At 40.4% G+C, this 18,688-nt stretch carries 29 protein-coding genes and 1 pseudogene; 3 read left to right on the top strand and 27 right to left on the bottom strand.

From position 1 onward, the window contains the following. Positions 1-17: 17 nt before the first annotated feature. The 6 genes and pseudogenes from CUU66_RS05060 to CUU66_RS05035 form a co-directional block, all read right to left on the bottom strand. A complete protein-coding gene (locus tag CUU66_RS05060; protein WP_101640587.1) occupies positions 18-584 on the bottom strand; it encodes a sulfurtransferase TusA family protein in 567 nt (188 codons plus the stop codon). A 52-nt stretch (positions 585-636) separates the two neighbouring features. Next, complete coding sequence (locus CUU66_RS05055; RefSeq protein WP_101640586.1) at positions 637-933, bottom strand: rhodanese-like domain-containing protein; 297 nt, start codon at positions 931-933, stop codon at positions 637-639. A 13-nt stretch (positions 934-946) separates the two neighbouring features. After that, positions 947-1,062: pseudogene (locus CUU66_RS24730) on the bottom strand (rhodanese-like domain-containing protein); the annotation flags it as partial. Positions 1,063-1,081: 19 nt separating this feature from the next. Further along, on the bottom strand, positions 1,082-1,564 hold the full coding sequence (locus tag CUU66_RS05045; protein ID WP_101640585.1) for a DsrE/DsrF/DrsH-like family protein: 483 nt from the start codon (positions 1,562-1,564) through the stop codon (positions 1,082-1,084). A gap of 124 nt (positions 1,565-1,688) precedes the next feature. Further along, on the bottom strand, positions 1,689-1,949 hold the full coding sequence (locus tag CUU66_RS05040; protein ID WP_101640584.1) for a metal-sensitive transcriptional regulator: 261 nt from the start codon (positions 1,947-1,949) through the stop codon (positions 1,689-1,691). Continuing rightward, the gene (locus CUU66_RS05035) at positions 1,939-2,301 is read right to left on the bottom strand and encodes a sulfurtransferase (RefSeq protein ID WP_101640583.1); all 363 of its coding nucleotides are present in this window, start codon (positions 2,299-2,301) and stop codon (positions 1,939-1,941) included. Before CUU66_RS05035 ends, CUU66_RS05040 begins: the two co-directional genes overlap by 11 nt. 347 nt (positions 2,302-2,648) lie before the next feature. Here CUU66_RS05035 and CUU66_RS24010 point away from each other — a divergent pair, with 347 nt between their 5' ends. Then, positions 2,649-2,810: a hypothetical protein gene (locus CUU66_RS24010; protein ID WP_180955161.1), complete on the top strand. Its 162-nt coding sequence runs from the start codon at positions 2,649-2,651 to the stop codon at positions 2,808-2,810. A 177-nt stretch (positions 2,811-2,987) separates the two neighbouring features. Here CUU66_RS24010 and CUU66_RS05030 read toward each other — a convergent pair whose 3' ends face one another. Then, the gene (locus CUU66_RS05030; RefSeq protein WP_101640582.1) at positions 2,988-3,404 is read right to left on the bottom strand and encodes a hypothetical protein; all 417 of its coding nucleotides are present in this window, start codon (positions 3,402-3,404) and stop codon (positions 2,988-2,990) included. 444 nt (positions 3,405-3,848) lie between these two features. On the opposite strand from CUU66_RS05030, the gene sigK reads away from it, so the two are divergent. Beyond that, positions 3,849-4,562 (top strand): RNA polymerase sporulation sigma factor SigK, encoded by a 714-nt coding sequence (gene sigK, locus CUU66_RS05025; protein WP_101640581.1) that lies wholly within the window; start codon positions 3,849-3,851, stop codon positions 4,560-4,562. Between the two features lie 53 nt (positions 4,563-4,615). On the opposite strand, the gene CUU66_RS05020 is transcribed toward sigK, so the two are convergent. The 11 genes from CUU66_RS05020 to CUU66_RS04975 form a co-directional block, all read right to left on the bottom strand. After that, on the bottom strand, positions 4,616-5,449 hold the full coding sequence (locus CUU66_RS05020) for a GNAT family N-acetyltransferase (protein WP_101640580.1): 834 nt from the start codon (positions 5,447-5,449) through the stop codon (positions 4,616-4,618). A 134-nt stretch (positions 5,450-5,583) separates the two neighbouring features. Continuing rightward, complete coding sequence (locus CUU66_RS05015; RefSeq protein WP_101640579.1) at positions 5,584-5,724, bottom strand: YrzI family small protein; 141 nt, start codon at positions 5,722-5,724, stop codon at positions 5,584-5,586. A gap of 26 nt (positions 5,725-5,750) precedes the next feature. Beyond that, positions 5,751-5,888, bottom strand: coding sequence for a hypothetical protein (locus CUU66_RS24005; protein WP_180955160.1), 138 nt, complete (start codon positions 5,886-5,888; stop codon positions 5,751-5,753). A gap of 21 nt (positions 5,889-5,909) precedes the next feature. Then, the gene (locus CUU66_RS05010; protein ID WP_101640578.1) at positions 5,910-6,050 is read right to left on the bottom strand and encodes a YrzI family small protein; all 141 of its coding nucleotides are present in this window, start codon (positions 6,048-6,050) and stop codon (positions 5,910-5,912) included. 39 nt (positions 6,051-6,089) lie between these two features. Then, a complete protein-coding gene (locus tag CUU66_RS05005; protein WP_101640577.1) occupies positions 6,090-6,230 on the bottom strand; it encodes a YrzI family small protein in 141 nt (46 codons plus the stop codon). Positions 6,231-6,266: 36 nt separating this feature from the next. After that, complete coding sequence (locus tag CUU66_RS24000; protein ID WP_180955159.1) at positions 6,267-6,407, bottom strand: YrzI family small protein; 141 nt, start codon at positions 6,405-6,407, stop codon at positions 6,267-6,269. Positions 6,408-6,860: 453 nt separating this feature from the next. Further along, a complete protein-coding gene (locus tag CUU66_RS04995) occupies positions 6,861-7,124 on the bottom strand; it encodes a YrhC family protein (protein ID WP_101640575.1) in 264 nt (87 codons plus the stop codon). Between the two features lie 101 nt (positions 7,125-7,225). Next, complete coding sequence (locus tag CUU66_RS04990; protein WP_101640574.1) at positions 7,226-8,359, bottom strand: bifunctional cystathionine gamma-lyase/homocysteine desulfhydrase; 1,134 nt, start codon at positions 8,357-8,359, stop codon at positions 7,226-7,228. Position 8,360: 1 nt separating this feature from the next. Beyond that, complete coding sequence (locus tag CUU66_RS04985; RefSeq protein WP_101640573.1) at positions 8,361-9,284, bottom strand: PLP-dependent cysteine synthase family protein; 924 nt, start codon at positions 9,282-9,284, stop codon at positions 8,361-8,363. 134 nt (positions 9,285-9,418) lie between these two features. Beyond that, positions 9,419-10,117, bottom strand: coding sequence for a 5'-methylthioadenosine/S-adenosylhomocysteine nucleosidase (mtnN, locus tag CUU66_RS04980; RefSeq protein ID WP_101640572.1), 699 nt, complete (start codon positions 10,115-10,117; stop codon positions 9,419-9,421). A 16-nt stretch (positions 10,118-10,133) separates the two neighbouring features. Beyond that, entirely contained in the window at positions 10,134-10,772 is a 639-nt protein-coding gene (locus tag CUU66_RS04975; RefSeq protein ID WP_101640571.1) for a class I SAM-dependent DNA methyltransferase, read from the bottom strand. A 141-nt stretch (positions 10,773-10,913) separates the two neighbouring features. Between CUU66_RS04975 and CUU66_RS04970 the strand changes: the two genes are divergently transcribed. Continuing rightward, complete coding sequence (locus CUU66_RS04970) at positions 10,914-11,120, top strand: DUF2536 family protein (protein WP_101640570.1); 207 nt, start codon at positions 10,914-10,916, stop codon at positions 11,118-11,120. Between the two features lie 101 nt (positions 11,121-11,221). Here the strand turns inward: CUU66_RS04970 and CUU66_RS04965 are convergent, their stop codons facing one another. The 9 genes from CUU66_RS04965 to CUU66_RS04925 form a co-directional block, all read right to left on the bottom strand. Then, on the bottom strand, positions 11,222-11,872 hold the full coding sequence (locus CUU66_RS04965) for a YrrS family protein (protein WP_101640569.1): 651 nt from the start codon (positions 11,870-11,872) through the stop codon (positions 11,222-11,224). A 128-nt stretch (positions 11,873-12,000) separates the two neighbouring features. Next, positions 12,001-13,713, bottom strand: coding sequence for a peptidoglycan D,D-transpeptidase FtsI family protein (locus CUU66_RS04960; RefSeq protein ID WP_257967901.1), 1,713 nt, complete (start codon positions 13,711-13,713; stop codon positions 12,001-12,003). Between the two features lie 99 nt (positions 13,714-13,812). Beyond that, positions 13,813-14,289 carry a transcription elongation factor GreA gene (gene greA, locus CUU66_RS04955; protein WP_101640567.1) on the bottom strand — a complete coding sequence of 159 codons (477 nt, stop codon included), beginning with the start codon at positions 14,287-14,289 and terminating at the stop codon, positions 13,813-13,815. A 250-nt stretch (positions 14,290-14,539) separates the two neighbouring features. Next, a complete protein-coding gene (gene udk, locus CUU66_RS04950; protein ID WP_257967905.1) occupies positions 14,540-15,229 on the bottom strand; it encodes a uridine kinase in 690 nt (229 codons plus the stop codon). Between the two features lie 112 nt (positions 15,230-15,341). After that, positions 15,342-16,001, bottom strand: coding sequence for an O-methyltransferase (locus CUU66_RS04945; protein ID WP_101640566.1), 660 nt, complete (start codon positions 15,999-16,001; stop codon positions 15,342-15,344). 150 nt (positions 16,002-16,151) lie between these two features. After that, positions 16,152-17,282: an endolytic transglycosylase MltG gene (mltG, locus tag CUU66_RS04940; RefSeq protein ID WP_101640565.1), complete on the bottom strand. Its 1,131-nt coding sequence runs from the start codon at positions 17,280-17,282 to the stop codon at positions 16,152-16,154. A 409-nt stretch (positions 17,283-17,691) separates the two neighbouring features. Next, positions 17,692-17,979: a DUF1292 domain-containing protein gene (locus tag CUU66_RS04935; RefSeq protein ID WP_101640564.1), complete on the bottom strand. Its 288-nt coding sequence runs from the start codon at positions 17,977-17,979 to the stop codon at positions 17,692-17,694. 13 nt (positions 17,980-17,992) lie between these two features. Continuing rightward, positions 17,993-18,415: a Holliday junction resolvase RuvX gene (gene ruvX / locus CUU66_RS04930; RefSeq protein ID WP_101640563.1), complete on the bottom strand. Its 423-nt coding sequence runs from the start codon at positions 18,413-18,415 to the stop codon at positions 17,993-17,995. Between the two features lies 1 nt (position 18,416). Further along, positions 18,417-18,686, bottom strand: a complete 270-nt coding sequence (locus CUU66_RS04925) for an IreB family regulatory phosphoprotein (RefSeq protein WP_101640562.1) — start codon at positions 18,684-18,686, stop codon at positions 18,417-18,419. Positions 18,687-18,688: the final 2 nt, after the last annotated feature.

Below are 18,688 nucleotides of genomic sequence, written 5' to 3'. Positions count from 1 at the left end.
GAAAAAAAATATTTTTATTATATCGATTTCTCCGTGTTTCCATTCCATTCGCTCATGCCTGGAACCACGTTGGTTACTTTTTTAAAACCAGCTTCGTATAATTTTTGTGCGGCCAAATCGCTTCGATTCCCAGTACGGCAAACCACATATACTTCAGCCTCTTTATCAAGTACACTCATTTGTCCCTCTAAATCTCCCAAAGGAATAGATACTGCGTTCGGAATATGGTTAAATGCGTATTCAGCTGATTCACGAACATCCAACACCAGCATGTCTTTTTTTTCTTCCATCAGTTTAATTAGTTCATCATTGGAAACTACATGAGGGTGTCGCTTTTCTTCCAGTTCTTCCCCGCCTGACTTACGGACATAATGCTTAAGAATGTCACCATCTTCGATGGTTCCCAGATAATGGTGTCCCATCCTGGTCGCCCATGCCTTTAGATCAGCCGTTGAACCTTTATCGGTTGCCTGAACTTCAATTACCTGTCCTGCTCCTAAATCGTTCATTGCCTTTTTTGTTTTAACAATTGGCATCGGACATGCCAACCCTTTCGCGTCTAAGATGATGTTTGATTGTATCATCGTTTCTCCTCCTATTTTATACCTCTAGGGGTATTTAAATTTTAAAAAAAATTTACTCAACTGGCCCCTTCCATTCGAGCATTCCGCCTGACATGTTAATCACCTTATAACCATGGTTTTCAAGCAGTTTGAATGCCATGGAGCTTCTTCCTCCTGAACGGCAGACCATGATATATTCTTTTGATTTATCCAATTCATGCATACGGAACTCAAGCAGCCCCAATGGAATATGAATAGCGTTTGGAATTTTACCCGTCTTTACTTCATCTACTTCTCTTACATCGATAATATTGGCTGGCTGCTTGTTGGTGAGTAGCATTTCAACCTCTTGCGGTGTCACTTGCTTCAATTAGGTTTCCTCCTTATTCATGCCATGCATTCATTCCGCCTGATATATTAGTAATGTGTTCAAAACCATTCTTTTTTAATAACTTGCTCGCCATGAACTTCTGATGCCACTTTGGCAAATCACATATATAACTTATTCCCTGATACTATTAGATAAATAAGTTCACATTTCCTTCTGAAGCCTCACCTAGGTAAGCGGCAACTCCAGCATATTCAATGCCTTCCAGCAATTCCTCTTCCTTTAAGCCCAGTAGATCCATGGTCATGGTGCAGGCGATTAAATTGACTTCTTGTTCTTGTGCCATTTCAATCAGTTGAGGAAGAGTCATTGCATTATGTTTTTTGATGACTTTTTTTATCATTTTAGGACCCATTCCTGCAAAGTTCATTTTGGATAATCCCATTTTGTCGGCTCCGCGAGGCATCATTTTGCCAAACATTTTTTCGATAAATCCTTTTTTCATGGGTACCTGTTCGTCTTTACGGAGGGCGTTCAATCCCCAGAACGTGTGAAAGATGGTTACTTCATGATCATACGCTGCGGCTCCATTTGCAATAATGTAAGCAGCCATTGCCTTGTCATAATCACCGCTAAATAATACAATGGTAGTTTTTTTCTTTTGCTCTTTCATTTACATTTCCTCCTTGATGTTAGATTCTTGTATCAGTATTTTCTCTACCTATACGGGTAGGGGTATATTTTTATTCAAATGAAAAGTCCGCCAACCATTGGTACACCAGCGGTTGATGAACTTTTTACCTACTTTTGATTAGAAGCTCAACTGCCTCTTTAACGAGGTGCTCTGTTGACTCTCCTTTTTCAACACTTTCCCTAACACACTGTTCAAGATTTGTACTAACTATGACACCCATGGTTCGATCCATGGCATTCCTTGCAGCGGATAGTTGGGTCACGATATCCCTGCAATCCTTACCTTGTTCCATCATCGCCAGAACACCTTTAATTTGCCCTTCAATTCGTTTCAACCGATTTTTCACACCATTATCATACTCCATTACTCTCTACCTCCTTACATGGGCATTTTGTTAACATGTAGCTGGAAACATCAAATCCCTTCGCCCTTAGGAACCTTATGCCTAATCGATATTCCAGCTTGTCTGAAGCAATCAGATGTAGCTTTCTATAAGGAATTTCACCATAGTACCGATATAAATACGCATATGGGATATTAATCGAATCTTCATCAGAATGGGTTCCCCTCTGATTATAATCCCTTATGTCCAAAACCGTCATATCATTATGCTTTAAATCAATGCGATTTTCTATGCATGCAGTCCCTTTTACAGGATAATAACGTTTATATAAAATCGGCAGTAAGGAAATTACCAGTAGGATTAAGATCAGCATAATGAACACCACCAATCATTATTTAACTTGTCTGCTACCGATATAATATACCCCCGTGGGTATAAAGTCAAGCCTTAATACTTTATCATAAATGAATCCCGTACTAGCAGATGCCGGAATGCTTTAAATTTTCCTTCCTTAACATAAAAGGAAGTTTATTAGCATTAGTTCTTTCAGTCAATCGATTTGTAGGGCTACCCTTAAACAACTTGTTTTTTAACTAGCACAGCTTTAATTTTGAATATGAATTGATGAGCCAGCTTTATTGTCACGAAATCACAATAATTAAAGAATGCTAAAATAAAGATCAACATACACATGATAAAAAGAATAGATGGGGGATAACCATGAAAAAGAATCATGTTATCAGCTTATATATATTCGCTGTCCTGCTCCTTGCCTTACTCCTTTTTATCGGACTTGAACTTAAGAAGGTTAATAGTAACCTGGAAGGGGTCCAGAACAACCTAGCAAATATCTTTGAGAGTCTCATTAACTTTGATCTTTGAAATACTTAGAATAACCTGCCGATTAAGAAGATATTGCGGCGAGTGCATAAATATAACCTTTCCAATTCGGCAGGGGTTTAGGATTATATGCCTTACATGCGATATTATCCACCTTGTATATCTATTACTTCTCCATTCTTTTTCCTCTGTGTTTATTGTGGACCTAAAAAAAAAGACCTATTTAATGTCTTTTCCAGATAAGAGATGATACAAAACTTTTGATTCTTTTTTTGGCAGTTTCACATATTTATTTTGGTCTTTATACATAATTTCTAACTCCTCTTTGCCTGGTTGTTTCCATAAGTAATAACTGGCCGCTTTCTCTGAAGCATTAGAATTGCTGGTATATATCATAAAGTCGGCTTGCCGATTCATCTGAACCTTACCATTCACCCATTTCACGTGATGCAATATAGATTGAACTGTTTTCACATCGTCCTTTTTGGAAATATGTCGTTCCGTCCTGAAAGAGCTTTCATCCCCTTTAACAGGCGTTAAGACATCATAAAATGTTTTCTCCTTATCTTCCAGAGAACATCCTGCCAATATAAATATTGATACAAAGCTAACCAACAGAAATGCATAATTTTTCATCCTACACCTCCTTGTTAATTTTATTCTCTCAAGCAAACGTTTAGTCTTTAGTGACCGTATTCTAAAGATTTAACCAAAAATACAAATCACAAAGTATATACAAAAAAGGAACGCCTGTTTTGGACATTCATTTTCTTAAATTGTTTGTTTAAAAATGTTTACTGGTTATCACTACCAAAAACGAGAATAAAATATTCGTCTTTCTCAAGTGTCAGATTCGCTCGCTCTTTTTTATCAGGAGTCTGGCTATATCAAGGAGGAATTCTAAATTTCAGTTGACTCAGGTTTATCAAGCTCAGAAGGCACCGCTCTCTTCATTTACCGCTTTAATAATTAGAGAATTTTTACATTACGAAAAATAAAACAATCCGTACAGACACAGACAAGGCCGTTCCAACATACACATGTTCATAGGCGCATGCCCAAACTAACGGAGGTGTTACCATGCCAGGCATACTGACTGCAATCAGTTATATGGTCAAAGAATTCTTTGTATTAGTTTCATATGTTAAAAACAATGCATTTCCTCAGCCTCTGTCAGCAAAAGACGAACGTAAATATCTTCTGCTGATGGCGGAAGGGGACAGCGAGGCACGAAACATTCTCATTGAGCACAACCTTCGTCTTGTGGCACATATTGTGAAAAAGTTTGAAAACACAGGAGAGGATACAGAGGATCTGATTTCCATCGGCACGATTGGCCTCATTAAGGCTATCGAGAGCTATTCTGAAGGGAAAGGCACCAAACTCGCTACCTACGCAGCCCGCTGTATTGAAAATGAAATCCTTATGCATTTAAGGGCTACTAAAAAGACAAAGAAGGATGTGTCACTCCATGATCCAATTGGACAGGATAAAGAAGGGAATGAGATAAGCTTAATTGACGTGTTAAAATCTGAATCGGAAGACGTTGTGGATACGATACAATTAAACTTGGAAATTGAAAAGGTTAAACAGTTTATCGATGTATTGGATGACAGAGAAAAAGAGGTTATAATAGGCCGGTTTGGACTCGATCTGCAAAAGGAGAAAACACAGCGGGAAATTGCCAAGGAGCTTGGGATTTCCAGAAGTTATGTTTCGCGGATAGAAAAGCGTGCTCTGATGAAGATGTTCCATGAATTTTACAGGGCAGAAAAAGACAAAAGGAGAGGCTGATTCAAGCCCTCCTTTTCTCTATAAAACATGTATAATACATACAGTTTAATTGTTCAGCTATGAACTCCGGAATATTTATAATAATCCTGTGTATAGTACGGCTGAAATCCAGACGATGTATACAGACGCAGTGCGTGCTGATTCTTTGCTTCTACTTCCAGAAAAATCTCATGTCCTGATTCCTGCTCCTGCCGGATGACCGCTTTCAGAGCCTGCCTCCCAATTCCCTTTCCCTGATACTCAGGAAGTACGGCAAAACCATAAATCCATGACTCCTTTTGGTCCATGCATGATACGCGCATCTTTCCTACTGCTTTTCCTTCGTGTTCTATAATGTAGGATTGTTGATTTCTTTCCTTTCTGTTTTCGGTGTGAAACTTGACTGCTTCATGTCTTAATAAGCCAAAGCATTTGACATCCAGCTCAATTTCCAGCTCAGTGTCTTCCTCTGTTCTTTGACGGATTGTCACTTCCTGTTCTGATTCCAGCGGACTTTCATGCCATTTCATTTGGTATTCAGAAATAGCATACTGAAAAGGAATATGGTTCAGAAACAACTTTGCCGTTTGTGAATTTGAGGGAGCGTTAATCAAAATTTCACGGAACTTCCTCTTTTCTGCCTCTTCCATTGCATTCTGATATAGTTTAGTGAAAATCCCTTGCCGGCGGTATTTGGGATGTACCATACCGCAGATTTCAACCTTGCTGCCAAAATCGTAAAATCCAATAAAACCGACTAGTCTGCCATGAACGAAGACGGAATGCTCTCTCAACTCCGCTTCACTTCTTTGCTCTAGTGTATCCCAATTAAGCTTTAATTGGATCTTCTCTTCCTCTTCGCATATCCTTTGCAGCTTTCTTAAATCTTCTAGATACTGAATAGTCATATCCAATCCCCCTAATCACTAGACTAAACAACAAAAGATATCCTACCTTAGCCGGTATCTTTATAAATCCATAATAGTCCTTTGCGATTTAATAATTTAGTCATATCCATCTCCACCTTTTGTTTGTTTTTTTATTACATGATATTTCCGATTGTCATCACTCTGTCGATTTTTTTATCGTGCCACTCCCTTATGGATTCCTGATGAAAGGCCTCTTCACGCGTTAAACTTTTTTTCTTAATACTGATTGTAAAAAAGAGCATATGAATTGTCATACTACCACCTCCTGGTTCTTCCTGAGTTACATAACATTATTCATCTCTGCCCACTTGTAAAGCTTTTGTTCATGCCATTGCTGTATCTTTTCCTGATGAACATTCTGTCTTCTGCTCATCCGCTTCTGTGTCATAAAAATACTGAAAAACAACATTTGGATCATATTCCTATCACCTCATTCCTGCTACATAATGTTCTGAAGCTTAGCAATACGGTCTCTATTCTGATCATGCCACTGCCTGATTTGTTCCTGATGAAAAGCTTCTTCCCTGCTTGTTTTAACGTGTTTAATGATGATGGTGAAGAAAAGCATATTAATAGTCATATCTACTACCTCCGCATTGTATGAGTTTACTTCTACTGTCTACATGACATTGTGGATATCAAGCATCCGGTCCCTATTCCGGTCATGCCATTTTTGAATCTTTTCTTGATGGAACGATTCTTGCCTGCTTAATTTTATCTGTCTAATGCTGATTGTGAAAAAAAGCATATTTATAGTCATACAATTCACCTCCCTTAATTGATCTTTCAAACGCCTTTACATGACATTGGGAATCTGGAGCATCCGGTCCCTATTCTGGTTATGCCATTTTTGTATGTGTTCCTGATGGAAAGATTCCTCAGGGCTTTTTTCCTTTGGCTTCACAATGATCGTAAAGAAAAGCATATGGATTGTCATACATATCACCTCCTTCGCATTACATGCAGACATAAAAAGGCCGCAGAAAGCTTCTGCGGCCCGAAAAAAACCGCAGGAAATCCATCCACGCGGCATAAAAAGGCCGCACGGAATATTCTTCCCTGCGGCCATATCGAATGATTGCATTCTTAACATTAGTATTAAGAGTTAACCGAGCCTGCCAGGTCGAATATATAACTTTGACATATTAAGTTGTAAGACTGTAGTAGCTTTTTGGTTATATAACATGTCATTCGACCTCCCTTGGTTAATTTTGCTCTTTATCAGAGCTTACATTGGTAAGTATATCCAACTAGGTGCGGTTTGTAAACCTGTTTTTTGCCTAATTTTTCTACAAATTTCGAGAAATGTGTTTTTTGCCTGCAAATTTTAAAGGCTCCTATCTCTAAAAAACGCCATAAAAAAACGTCCTTTCTTTAATAAAAAGGACGTTTAAATATCGATTTCCTCAGATTTCATTACGAGTTTTCTATATTTAGCCGACAGATAAAAGAATATCGCTGCAAGCGCAATGAAAAGAAGGGTCGCTCCCATCATGACATAATCAGGATTTACATGTTTTGCGTAAGAAGAAATCATTACGCCAAGATAAAAGAAAACACTTGCGCACATCAAAACGAAAGCAAATCTTTTATAATCTATCATTTTTTCACGGTAAACGGTCACCATAGATTTCTTTTTCTCGTTAAAGGCCACTATATCCCACCTGCACTTTCTAGTAAAGACTAATTACAACAATAACACAAAAGCAGGTGTTATTAATTAGTAAATTACTGTAAATACAGATGGGATTCACATTATTTCAGAGCGTTAGCCAAGTCCTCAATTAAATCCTCTGCATCTTCCAAACCTACAGAAATGCGGATCAACCCTTCTGTAATACCAAGCTCCGCTCTTCTTTCCTGAGGAATAGAAGCGTGAGTCATTCTTGCTGGAATTGAGATCAGACTTTCTACAGCTCCAAGGCTCTCAGCAAGCGTGAAATATTTTACTTTACTGAACACTTCATCGGCCTTTTCGGCGCTTCCCACATCAAATGAAACCATACCGCCAAAACCGGATGCCTGCTTTTTAGCAATTTCATGATTTGGATGTGTTTCTAGACCCGGGTAAAAGACTTTTGTTACAGCCGGATGTTTTTGCAGGAATGCAATAATCTGTGCAGTGTTATTTTCCGTTTCTTCCATCCGTACCCCTAGTGTTTTAATTCCTCTGATCAACAGCCAGGAATCCTGGGGTCCGAGCACGCCGCCTGTAGAATTCTGGACGAAATGAAGGTCCTCACCTAACTGTTCACTGTTAACCACCACTAAGCCTGCTACAACGTCACTGTGGCCGCCGATATATTTTGTAGCACTGTGAAGCACGATATCCGCACCCAAAGCTAAGGGATTCTGCCAGTATGGTGTGCTGAACGTATTATCTACTATTGTCAGAAGACCGCTGTTTTTGGCCAGTTCTGCAATCGCCTGGATATCCGAGATTTTTAATAGCGGATTAGTCGGCGTTTCCAGATAGATTGCTTTTGTTTCAGGACGTATCTCGCCTTTGATGTTATTGATATCGCTTGTATCTACAAAGGTAGCTTCAAGGCCGAAACGGTTCAGGACCTTTGTGATGACCCTGAAAGTACCACCGTACACATCATCAGTCATGATGATGTGATCGCCTTTATCAAAAAGCATCATGACGGCAGTGATGGCCGCCATGCCAGAAGCAAAGGCAAACCCGCGCTCTCCGCCTTCTAGATCTTTAATCAGTTCTTCAAGAGCAAATCGTGTAGGATTGCCGGTTCTGGAATATTCAAAGCCTTTGTGTTTTCCAACGGACTCCTGTTTATATGTGCTTACTTGATATATAGGCGTAGAAACAGCACCTGTCGTTTCATCGCCAAAAATCCCGCCGTGTATGAGCTGTGTTTTCTTTTTCATTTTACATTCCTCCCTGATATATCTTCTTGCTTAAATATCTTTCACTGGAATCCGGGAAAATAACTGAAATATTTGTACCGGCTTCCGCCTTCTCTGCCTCTTTTAATGCCGCGTAAAATGCCGCTCCCGAGGAACTGCCTACAAGTAGCCCGGATTTCAGTGCCAATTCTCTGACCAGATCAAAAGCGTCTTTGTCAGGTACCGTATAAATCTCATTAAAATAGCTTTCATCCATATATTCAGGAAGAAATTCCATTCCGATTCCCTCTGTCTTATGAGGGCCTGATACGCCTCCGTTCAAGATTGAGCCTTCAGGTTCCACGATTACCGTTTTCAATGATGGTTTTTTCTCCTTTAAGTATTTCGCTGTACCCATAAAAGTGCCGCCAGTGCCCGCTCCTGCGACAAAAATATCTATATTTCCTTCAAGCTGGCTCCATAGCTCCGGACCAAGCGTTTTATAATAGGTGTCCGGATTCGATGGATTTGAAAATTGAGCCGGGGAGTATGAATCCGGGATTTCCTTTAAAAGCTCCTCAGATTTTTTGATAGCTCCTTTCATCCCTTCCTCTGTAGGTGTATGGATGATTTCAGCTCCCAGTGCCCGCATAAGCTCCTGTTTTTCCTGGCTGAATTTTTCCGGGACGCAGAAAATTGCTTTTATCCCTGACTGTTGGGCAGCCAAAGCCAGGCCTATGCCTGTATTCCCGGCCGTAGGTTCTATGATGGTGCCATTTTCTTTTAATTCTCCACTTTTAAGAGCAGCGTGGATCAATTCTTGGCCTAAACGGTCTTTCACACTTCCGCCTGGATTAAAAAACTCCAGCTTAGCGTATATATGGACGTCTTCAGGAATTCCGAAACCTGTTATCTGAACAATTGGTGTTTTTCCCACTAATTCATGAACATTGCGGTATACATTCATACTTAATCTCCCTTTATGTTTATTGAAGAAAACTCATGATGTCCGTTAGATTAAGCTGCATTGCTCTCTATAAATTTCCCCCAAAAACAAACATTCACACGTTATCGCTGTGAATGTTTGTTTTTTTCTCCATATTAACGGTTTATTCTGTCTACAATCTTGATGACAAGCTCAGAAGAATTTTCGGCTGCTCTCACAAGAAACTTTTCGAAAGAAATATCCGATTCTTTGCCTGCAATGTCGGAGAGTGCACGAATGACTACAAATGGTACATCGAATTGATATGCTACCTGAGCAATGGCTGCTGCTTCCATTTCAGCTGCATAAAGCTCCGGGAACTTTCCTCTAACAAACTCTACACGCTCTTTATCGCTCATAAAAGAGTCACCTGTCGCAATCAAACCTGTCACAACCTGAATCCCGTTAATTTCCGCTGCTGCTTCCTCAGCTGCTGCAACCAGCTTTTCATCTGCTGCAAATGCTGCAGGAAGCTGAGGCACCTGTCCGTATTCATATCCGAATGCAGTAACGTCCACATCATGATGACGGACTTCAGAAGAAATAACTACATCCCCAACATTCAATGAAGAGAGGAAGCCACCTGCAGAACCTGTGTTTATAATTACATCGGGCTTATATTTTTCCAGAAGGACTGCCGTAGACAAAGCAGCGTTTACTTTCCCTATTCCTGATTTTAGCAGCACAACCTCTGCTCCATTCAATGTTCCTATATTAAACTCGCAGCCTGCCACTGTTTCCTGTGTAACATTCTCTAGTTTGTCTCTTAAGATGGTTACTTCTTCTTCCATTGCCCCGATAATTGCTGCTTTCATAGTACAACCTCTTTCTTTACTGTTTAATTGCCTCCAGGATCCATACAAATCCATTGCACTTCTCAAAGGTTACTAAAAAACCATTAGAAGTTAAAGCTTTTTCTAGAAAAGGAATCGTTGTATAGTATTCCCTGCGCAAATCAGTCGCCAATTTCACGTATCCCGCGTGTTCTGCATCGGCTATTGCTTTTTCATAGGCCTCGACGGATTCATAGATCGTATCTGCAAAAATTATTTTTCCACCTTTTTCTAAAAAGCTGGCATAAAGTTTAATAGCCCTTTCTTTTTCCTCATCCGTCAGATGATGAAACGCATAAGTACTCACAAAGGAGTCAACCTGCCCAAGAACTTCGAACTCAAGGAAGTCCCCATCCTTAACTTCAGCTCTACCTCCAAGCTTTACCTCTGCTATCTCCCTCATGGATGGAGACGGTTCTATACCTGTAACCCGGCACCCGGACTGCAGCAATTTTTCAGTAAGATTCCCTGTACCAACACCAAACTCCACCACATACCCCTGGGCTTTGGAAGCCGTTATATTAAGTATCTCGTTGTAGTTTCTGAATACTTCACGATATTCTATATCATGGCCAACTACAGTATCATCATACGTTTCAGACCATTCATTGAATAAATCTATAAACTCTCTGCCCACGAAATAATCCACCTTTTCCAAATATTAATTATTCCTATGAGCATAGTATGATATAACTATGAAACAGTTCTAGAAATATAGCAAGTAATTTATTCTTTCTGGTAAAATTATAAGCAAGGGATGAATGAGGAGGATACAACTTTGAACTTTCACTTAGACTTAATTGAAGACAAGATTGAATTTTTTGAAGCGGAGAATATCAAGGACCTTGAACAAAAAATACAAGCCCAAATAGAAATTAATAAATCCATTCTTCTTGAGGTGTCTTCCGTTTCACATCAAATGCACGTTTCTGAAGAAGGCAGGAGGTTCTATAGTGCCGTCGTTCATTTTAAAGCGAAGAAATAAGCTTTATTACCTGTATAATAATTTTTTAGAAAAGAGCCTTAGGAAAAAAGGGAAACAGCATTTGCTCGAGGAGCCGGCTGTTTCCCTTTTTTATGCAGATATCATTTTTTATCATTTACTTTTAATTCCTGGACTTTCACCGGTTTCCATCCCTGTCCATCTACCCATTCAATATGGACCCGGTATGCCTGATCATTATCCTTGGCTGATACTGTTCCCACAGCACTGTTAGGAGTACCGTTATTTTCGATCCACCATACAGTTAAGTTAGCCGGATCAATCTTTGACCCATAAGCAAGAGCTTTCTCCATTTCCTTCCAATCAACAGAACCTTGATCGTATGATGCTGTATGTTCTCCCTGCTGGGTTGTACCGACCGGCTTCCAGGATTCGTTTGTATAGGCTCTCTTCACATTAGCATCATTATCTGACACCTCGGTCACCTTGTCCGGGTCGCTTTCCTTGGCACTCTCAAGATCGCGGCTGCTTAGATCTACTTTTTCTTCTTCATTTTTTTTGGCCGCTTTCTCTTTCTCTTTCCTATTGTCATCCTTCGATGCTGCCTCCGTTTTGGGAGTTTCGCTCTTTGTCTCCTTAGAAGCTTGATTGCTCCCGCCGCCAAGAAAAATAAAAGCAGCAACAGAGAGGATAAGCACGGATACGATAACAATTAAAATGTTATAAATGCGGTTCGCTTTTCTTTGTTTAGTTTTATCAATACGCGTAGTAGTTTTGTTTAGGTCTCTATCCATCTAATCCCCCCACCATACTTATGCGGACATTTCATTGTTTATATAGTAACATGCCGGCGCCCTTCAACTGAAGAATAATGTCCTTCCATTTTATTCTGCCAGCCTTTGGCCCTTCTTTCCATGGTGAATTAGTCATTTTTATTTTGGTCAAGACGGTAGGCCTCCCTCACCATTTCCTGAAACAGTGGATTGATCCCCCCGCTTTCTTCAGGCACTTCCAAATTTACAGCCACTAGTGCATATTTCGGATTTTTATAAGGAAAATAACCTGCAAACCACTTATTATATAATTCCTTCCCATCCCTCATTTTTCCTGTCTGTGCTGTTCCAGACTTTCCTGCAGCCTCATATGGCATTCCCTGCAGGAACCTTCCTGTACCCTTTTCGTCCGTCACAACCCTCCTAAGCATGGTTTGAAGTTTCATCGCTGTATAGGGCGATATAGATTCGGACTCTAGTGTTTGTTCCGGAAAATCCACAACGGTTGAGCCATTCTTGAATGTAATCTTATTTACTGCCTTCACCATCATGGATTCACCTCCTCTTGCTATCGTCGCCATCATATTGGCAGCTGCGAGAGGCGTTACCTGGACATCCTGCTGACCTATTCCGGTATGAGCTGCCAGCCTTTTGTCTTTTTTATCAGTACCATTCTCCCAGACTTTTCCCGATTCTTCCTTAAATAGTTGTTTGAGCTCCGTATGAAAGATCTGTCCCTGCCATCCGGATTGACCTGTAATATGTAACTTTCGTGCATAGTTATCGAGAATATCAGGGTTAATTCCAGCTAGTTGGATGGCCAGATCCCCGAATGTCCGGTTACAGCTCTGGGCAAAACTTTCTTCAAAATCTAGTGTCCCCAGCTTTCGTTTTACATCGGGTGTACCATTGATGGTCAAGTTGCAGTCAAACAACCTGCCTGGCTTTATCAGCTGATAATCGATCGCAGCCGCTGCGACTACCGTTTTAAATACCGATCCAATCTTGGCCTGTGAAAACATTTTATTCTCCGAACCGACGTTTGGGTTTTTCTTATCGATAGACGGCCTTGAAACAAGTGCCCGAATTTCACTCGTCGCAATATCCAATAGAATGAGGCCTCCGTTCTGGATTTGGTATTTATCAGCCAGTTGTTCTGCAGCCGCCTGCAGGCCTGCATCCAGAGTAGTCACAACACGGACAGGGTATAATGGATTGGCAGGCTCTACATATTTTACATCTATCCCGAATAAAGGACCTCCCATTCCATCGACATGATATACAAGTTTGGACTCGCCCTCGGATAAAAGAAACTCATCAAAGGATGCCTGAAGCCCTGTATTCCCCACCTGTGCTTCAGGAGATAACTTCTGATCGGGATAAAGCTGTTTCTTTCGATTCTCCCATTTTGTTAACGTTCCAATAAGCTGTTCTGCGGGCATCTTTTTTGCCACACTTTGGCTGATGGCAAACACTCCAGGAATCTTTAAGGAGTTGATTTCATCCATTTGGGCCTCAGTAAGATACAGAGGTGTCTTCCCTCCATATGTGAATGGCTTTTCTGCCTTTTCTACCGCCGAAAGGAGATCTCTTTCGCTTATCCCCGCTGCCTCTGCAACCGTTTTTGAGGGCCAGGGCATTCCTTTTAGGAATGGGAATAAAACAAGCGCCGGTACTTCTTCATGCCCAAGCGGCTCCCCATTTCGATCAAAGAACTTTCCTCTTCCGCTGTCCACAGATAATACCTGTGTTCTCTGATTCACGCTGGATTGAATTAAGTTTATATGATGATCCGTAAACGACTCAGTACTTACAAGCTGGATCTGGACCAGCCTGCCGAGTAAGGCGAATAATAAAATCATAAGAAGTCCTCCTATGATCTTGATTCTTTTAACTGGCATAATAAAAACACCTCATCCACAGTGTTGACGAGGTGTTTTTATTTAAACACATAAAGTGTTTTATTTAATTGTTACAATTCGGACGAACATATCTCCGCCAGGTGTTTGAACCGTTACTTCTTCGCCAACCTTTTTGCCGATCAGGCTCCGGGCAATTGGTGAATCATTCGAAATTTCACCTTCGAACGGGTCTGCTTCTGCACTTCCTACAATTGTATAAGTCTCTTCTTCTCCATCAGGCAATTCTACAAAAGTAACGGACTTTCCAAGAGACACAGTATCTGAATTCATTTCATCTTCTTGAATGATTTTCGCATTGCGGACCATATTCTCTAAAGTTGTAATTCGTCCTTCCACAAATGCCTGCTCTTCTTTGGCAGAATCGTACTCAGAGTTCTCAGATAAGTCACCGAAGCTTCTAGCGATTTTTATACGCTCAACTACTTCTTTTCTTTTAACACTCTTTAAATATTCAAGCTCTTGCTCAAGCTTTTCTTTTCCTTGCTTTGTCATTGGAAAAACTTTTTCTATAGCCAAAATCCTTCACTCCTTCTAGTCTTTCACCATTCCCCGAAACCTATTGGTGAGTTTCAACGTATGTATGAAGAAATCCTTCATAAAAAACACAACCTGCGCGTCCTCTGGAAAGGACGCGCCTTTGTCTCTCATTTGTAAGATTATTTCCTTTTTTAGGATTTGTCCACCTTTTTTGAAAAAAACTTCTCAGAAAACTTCTATCCAGAAAAGGCTTTCATCCAGGGACTTAATCTTTATTTATGCAATAGTATTATAAAAATGACTTTTCTTCAAGGATTGTTTTAATTTTTGTTACCATTAAGTCGATGGCGACATGGTTCTGCCCGCCCTCAGGGATAATGATATCAGCATACCGCTTCGTCGGTTCAATAAACTGGTTATGCATTGGCCTTACCACGCTTAAATATTGATCGATGACTGATTCAATCGTCCGTCCCCGTTCATTGATGTCACGAACCATTCTGCGGAGAATCCGGATATCTGCATCTGTGTCGACAAACAGCTTCATATCCATCAAGTTCCGTAATCTTTCATCCTCCAAAACCAGAATTCCTTCTAATATGATGACATCCTGAGGCTCAACATCAATGGTTTCCTTTGAACGTGTATGAATCGAATAGTCATATACCGGTTTTTCAATCGGTTCATATTTCAACAGTTTAAGAATATGCTCGATTAGCAGATCGTTATCAAATGCAAGCGGATGATCGTAGTTGGTCTGTAAACGTTCCTCATAAGGAAGCTCGCTTTGGTCTTTATAATAGTAGTCCTGTTCAAGCATGAGAATGGAATGCCCCTGAAAACTCTTATAAATTGATTTCGTTACACTGGTCTTTCCAGAGCCTGATCCTCCTGCAACACCAATTACTACCGGTTTTTTACTCATTTCATTTCTCCTTTTCTCTTCATATGCGCTAAAGGCATAATAGGGAGGAAACAGGTTTTGGATATCAAAGCTTATCTTTTTTGCTATGGTACCCAAATTTTTACTGTTTATACCCTTTCGCTGTAGTGCTCTCCTACTAGTTTCCTTCGCGGGAACTGGACTCTATTTATCCGTTATAAGCGCGGCCGGCCTGCTTGCTGATAGCCACTCCATCACCGATAGGAAGAATCACGGTGTTGTAAGATGGATTAGACATGAGCCAATCATTAAAATCCTTGATCTTTCTGACCAGGCTTTTTATCCTTCTTTGCTCTATTTCTGATTCATCAACGGCTACCAAGCCTCTAAACAGGACATTATCAGTGATGATGATGCCATTTTGGTTCAGCAGCGGTTCATAGATTTCAAAGAACTTTCGGTACTGCCCTTTCGCCGCATCGATAAAAATAGCATCAAACGGACCGCAGCTTTCCACTTCCTTAAAACTCAGCAGAGCATCACCCTCAACCAATCGTATGGTATCCTGCTTCCCTGCTGCCTCTATATATTCACGTGCCCGAGCTGCTCTTTCCTCGTCACGCTCAAGTGTAACAATTGTAGCACCCGGCAAAGCGTCAGCCATCCTTAATGCAGAATATCCAATCGCCGCCCCTACTTCGAGAATCCTTGAAGGCTGGTGCAGCCTTAAGAATTGAAGTAAAGCTTCCATTCCAAGCTTATCCATGATCGGGACATTATGTTCAGCCGCAAACTGTTCCATCCCGGCAAATAAATCTGAAGTATTGGGTATTAAGGACTGAAGATATTCTTCAACCTTATCATTCATTACATTTCCTCCCAAACCAAACTTCGGTTTCAAAATAACTTTTTGTGACAATAGCAGGTATGCAATATACTCTGTACATTTTCACTTCGAATATTTTAACATAAAAGAATGGGGAAAGTGAATGATACCTTCCCCATTGCTCTTATGTTTCTATTTTTTATTTGTAATATGCTCCGCTTTCAGCTTATTGTGTTCTTCCAGGCTTTTAGAAAAATAGACCTTTCCATCGGAGGCTGCCAGGAAATATAGATACTTTGTATCAGATGGATTTAATGCTGCTTCAATCGAACTCGTACCAGCATTGGCAATCGGTCCCGGAGGCAGGCCAGTATTCTGATACGTGTTATATGGCGATTTCACCTCTAAGTCCTTGTATAAAACCCGTTTCTGATGGCTTCCTTTAGCATATAAAACCGTTGGGTCTGTCTGCAGCGGCATGCCCGTTTCTAACCGATTGTAAAACACGGAAGCAATAGATTCCCTATGTGTTTTTTCAGTAGCCTCTTCCTCAATCAGTGAAGCCATTGTCAGCAGCTTATGAGGAGATAATTTCTTCTTAGCCATAGAATCCCTGTATTGAAGAAGGATCTCATCCTGCTTTTCCAGCATGGGGGTTATTAAATCTTCAACAGTAGGGTGTTTTTCATGATAAGAATAGGTAGCAGGAAACAAATAGCCTTCAAGAGGGTATTTAATATTCTTGCCGTAGATATCCTGCTTTAACAGTTGTGGATATTGCGACTGCATCTTTTTAATAAAGGCCTTATCATTTAAGGTCTTCCAAACGTCCTGCTTCTTAAGCTTTGCTTTCTCGGCAAGTATACCTGCTATCTGATCAAGCTGCTTACCTTCTGGAATCGTAATTTTCAGCGCCGCGCTCTGCATCACTTTCCCAGTTTTCAAACTGGCTGTAATCTCGTTTAATTTCATGGATGGAGAAAATTCATACTCGCCTGCCTGAAATCCCGATTCATTTTTAAATTTAGTATAATAGCGGAAAACACGTGCATCCTTTATGATTCCTTTATCTTCAAGGATATTCGATATACCTGACACACTTGAACCAATTGGGATGGTCACCTTGGTCACTTTCTCGTTACCTGGGTCAACTGGCTTTAATGCTGATTGAATGTAAAAGTATCCGCCTAGGGCTCCAGCCAAACAAAGTACAAGAATAGATGCTACAGATATCAAAACAATCTTGCGTACCGTCTTCGCTTCGCTTTCCCTCTTTAGAAGCTGCTCTTTTATGTATTGCTTTTTTGTATCTTTGTCACTCATTTTTTCCCCTCCAAGAAACCAATCAAGAAGTGTTCAAATCCTTTTGCCATTTTTCTTTCACTCGAATCATTATACTACAAGAGCAGCATCGGGACATACAAAATACCCAAATAAATTACAGGATGCTACAAAATTAGGGTTTATACGACTGATTTTTATGGCATTATTTCTTAAACCTGGGGAGGCTGGTAAAATTAGTTGATGGGATTTTGTAACTTTATGGGGGAATCCAAATATATGGGGGCAATCATTTTTTCTGAGGGGTAAAACATTTATGGGGATTCCGCCTGACTTGTGTTTTACACAGCAGCGAGGTTTTCGCTCAAGCAAGGATCCAGCAACATATATGAAAGAAACCTGCCAATAACATTGGCAGGCAGTGTATCAGAAAATTACTCTTACAGACGGCTTATTCTTCGTCTCCTTCTTCAGCTAGGAATGTATTCAGCATCTCTTCAACCATTTCCCATTCCTCTTCTGTTTCGATCGGCTGAAGTTCGCCATCCTCATTGTCTGCGCTTGGCACGAAAGAAGAAGCATGGATTTCGATATCCTCTTCATCTTGATCGGATCCGATTGGATAGTACAATACATAAGACTTCCCAGTTTCGTCAGATTCAAATGTAAATAAGACTTCACATAGTTGTTCGTTGCCGTTTTCGTCTACTACTGTAATATTCTTTTCACCGTTTTCCATTTAAGTACACCTCTTATAAATTAGTTTGTCTATCTAGATACCCCTGCAGGATCATGACAGCTGCCATTTTATCAATAATTTTCTTACGCTTGCTCCGGCTAAGGTCAGCCTCAAGGAGAACACGTTCTGCAGCCATCGTAGTCAGCCGCTCGTCCCACATTTCTACAGGAAGTTTAAACTTAGATTCAAGAGTCTCCGCATAAGACTTGCTCGCCTCAGCCCTTGGGCCGATGGTATTATTCATATTTTTTGGCAGTCCGACTACGATTTTTGAAACTTCATATTCCTTAATAAGTTCTCCAATTCTCTTGAAGCCAAACATATTTCTATCCTCGTCAATTTTAATTGTTTCAATTCCTTGAGCGGTCCAGCCCATGGCATCACTAATGGCAACGCCTACGGTTTTTGAACCAACATCAAGACCCATTACCCTCATACTATTTTCCCTCACGCTGATGCTTAAGATATGATTTCACTAATTCTTCAATGATTTCATCCCGCTCGAGCTTACGAATAATGCTCCTTGCATCATTATGTCTCGGAATGTAGGCAGGGTCACCAGACAATAAGTATCCTACAATCTGGTTAATTGGATTGTATCCCTTATCCTGGAGTGCATTGTGCACCTGGAATAAGACCTCTTGCACATCCCGTTCAAAAGGCTCTTCAGGAAAGCTAAATTTCATTGTTTTGTCAAAGGAACTCATAC

The organism is Peribacillus deserti (assembly GCF_002863585.1).
Classification (GTDB): domain Bacteria; phylum Bacillota; class Bacilli; order Bacillales; family DSM-1321; genus Paraperibacillus; species Paraperibacillus deserti_A.
Note: the sequence above shows the minus strand (reverse complement) of the source record. Positions and strands in the feature narration are given on the sequence as shown.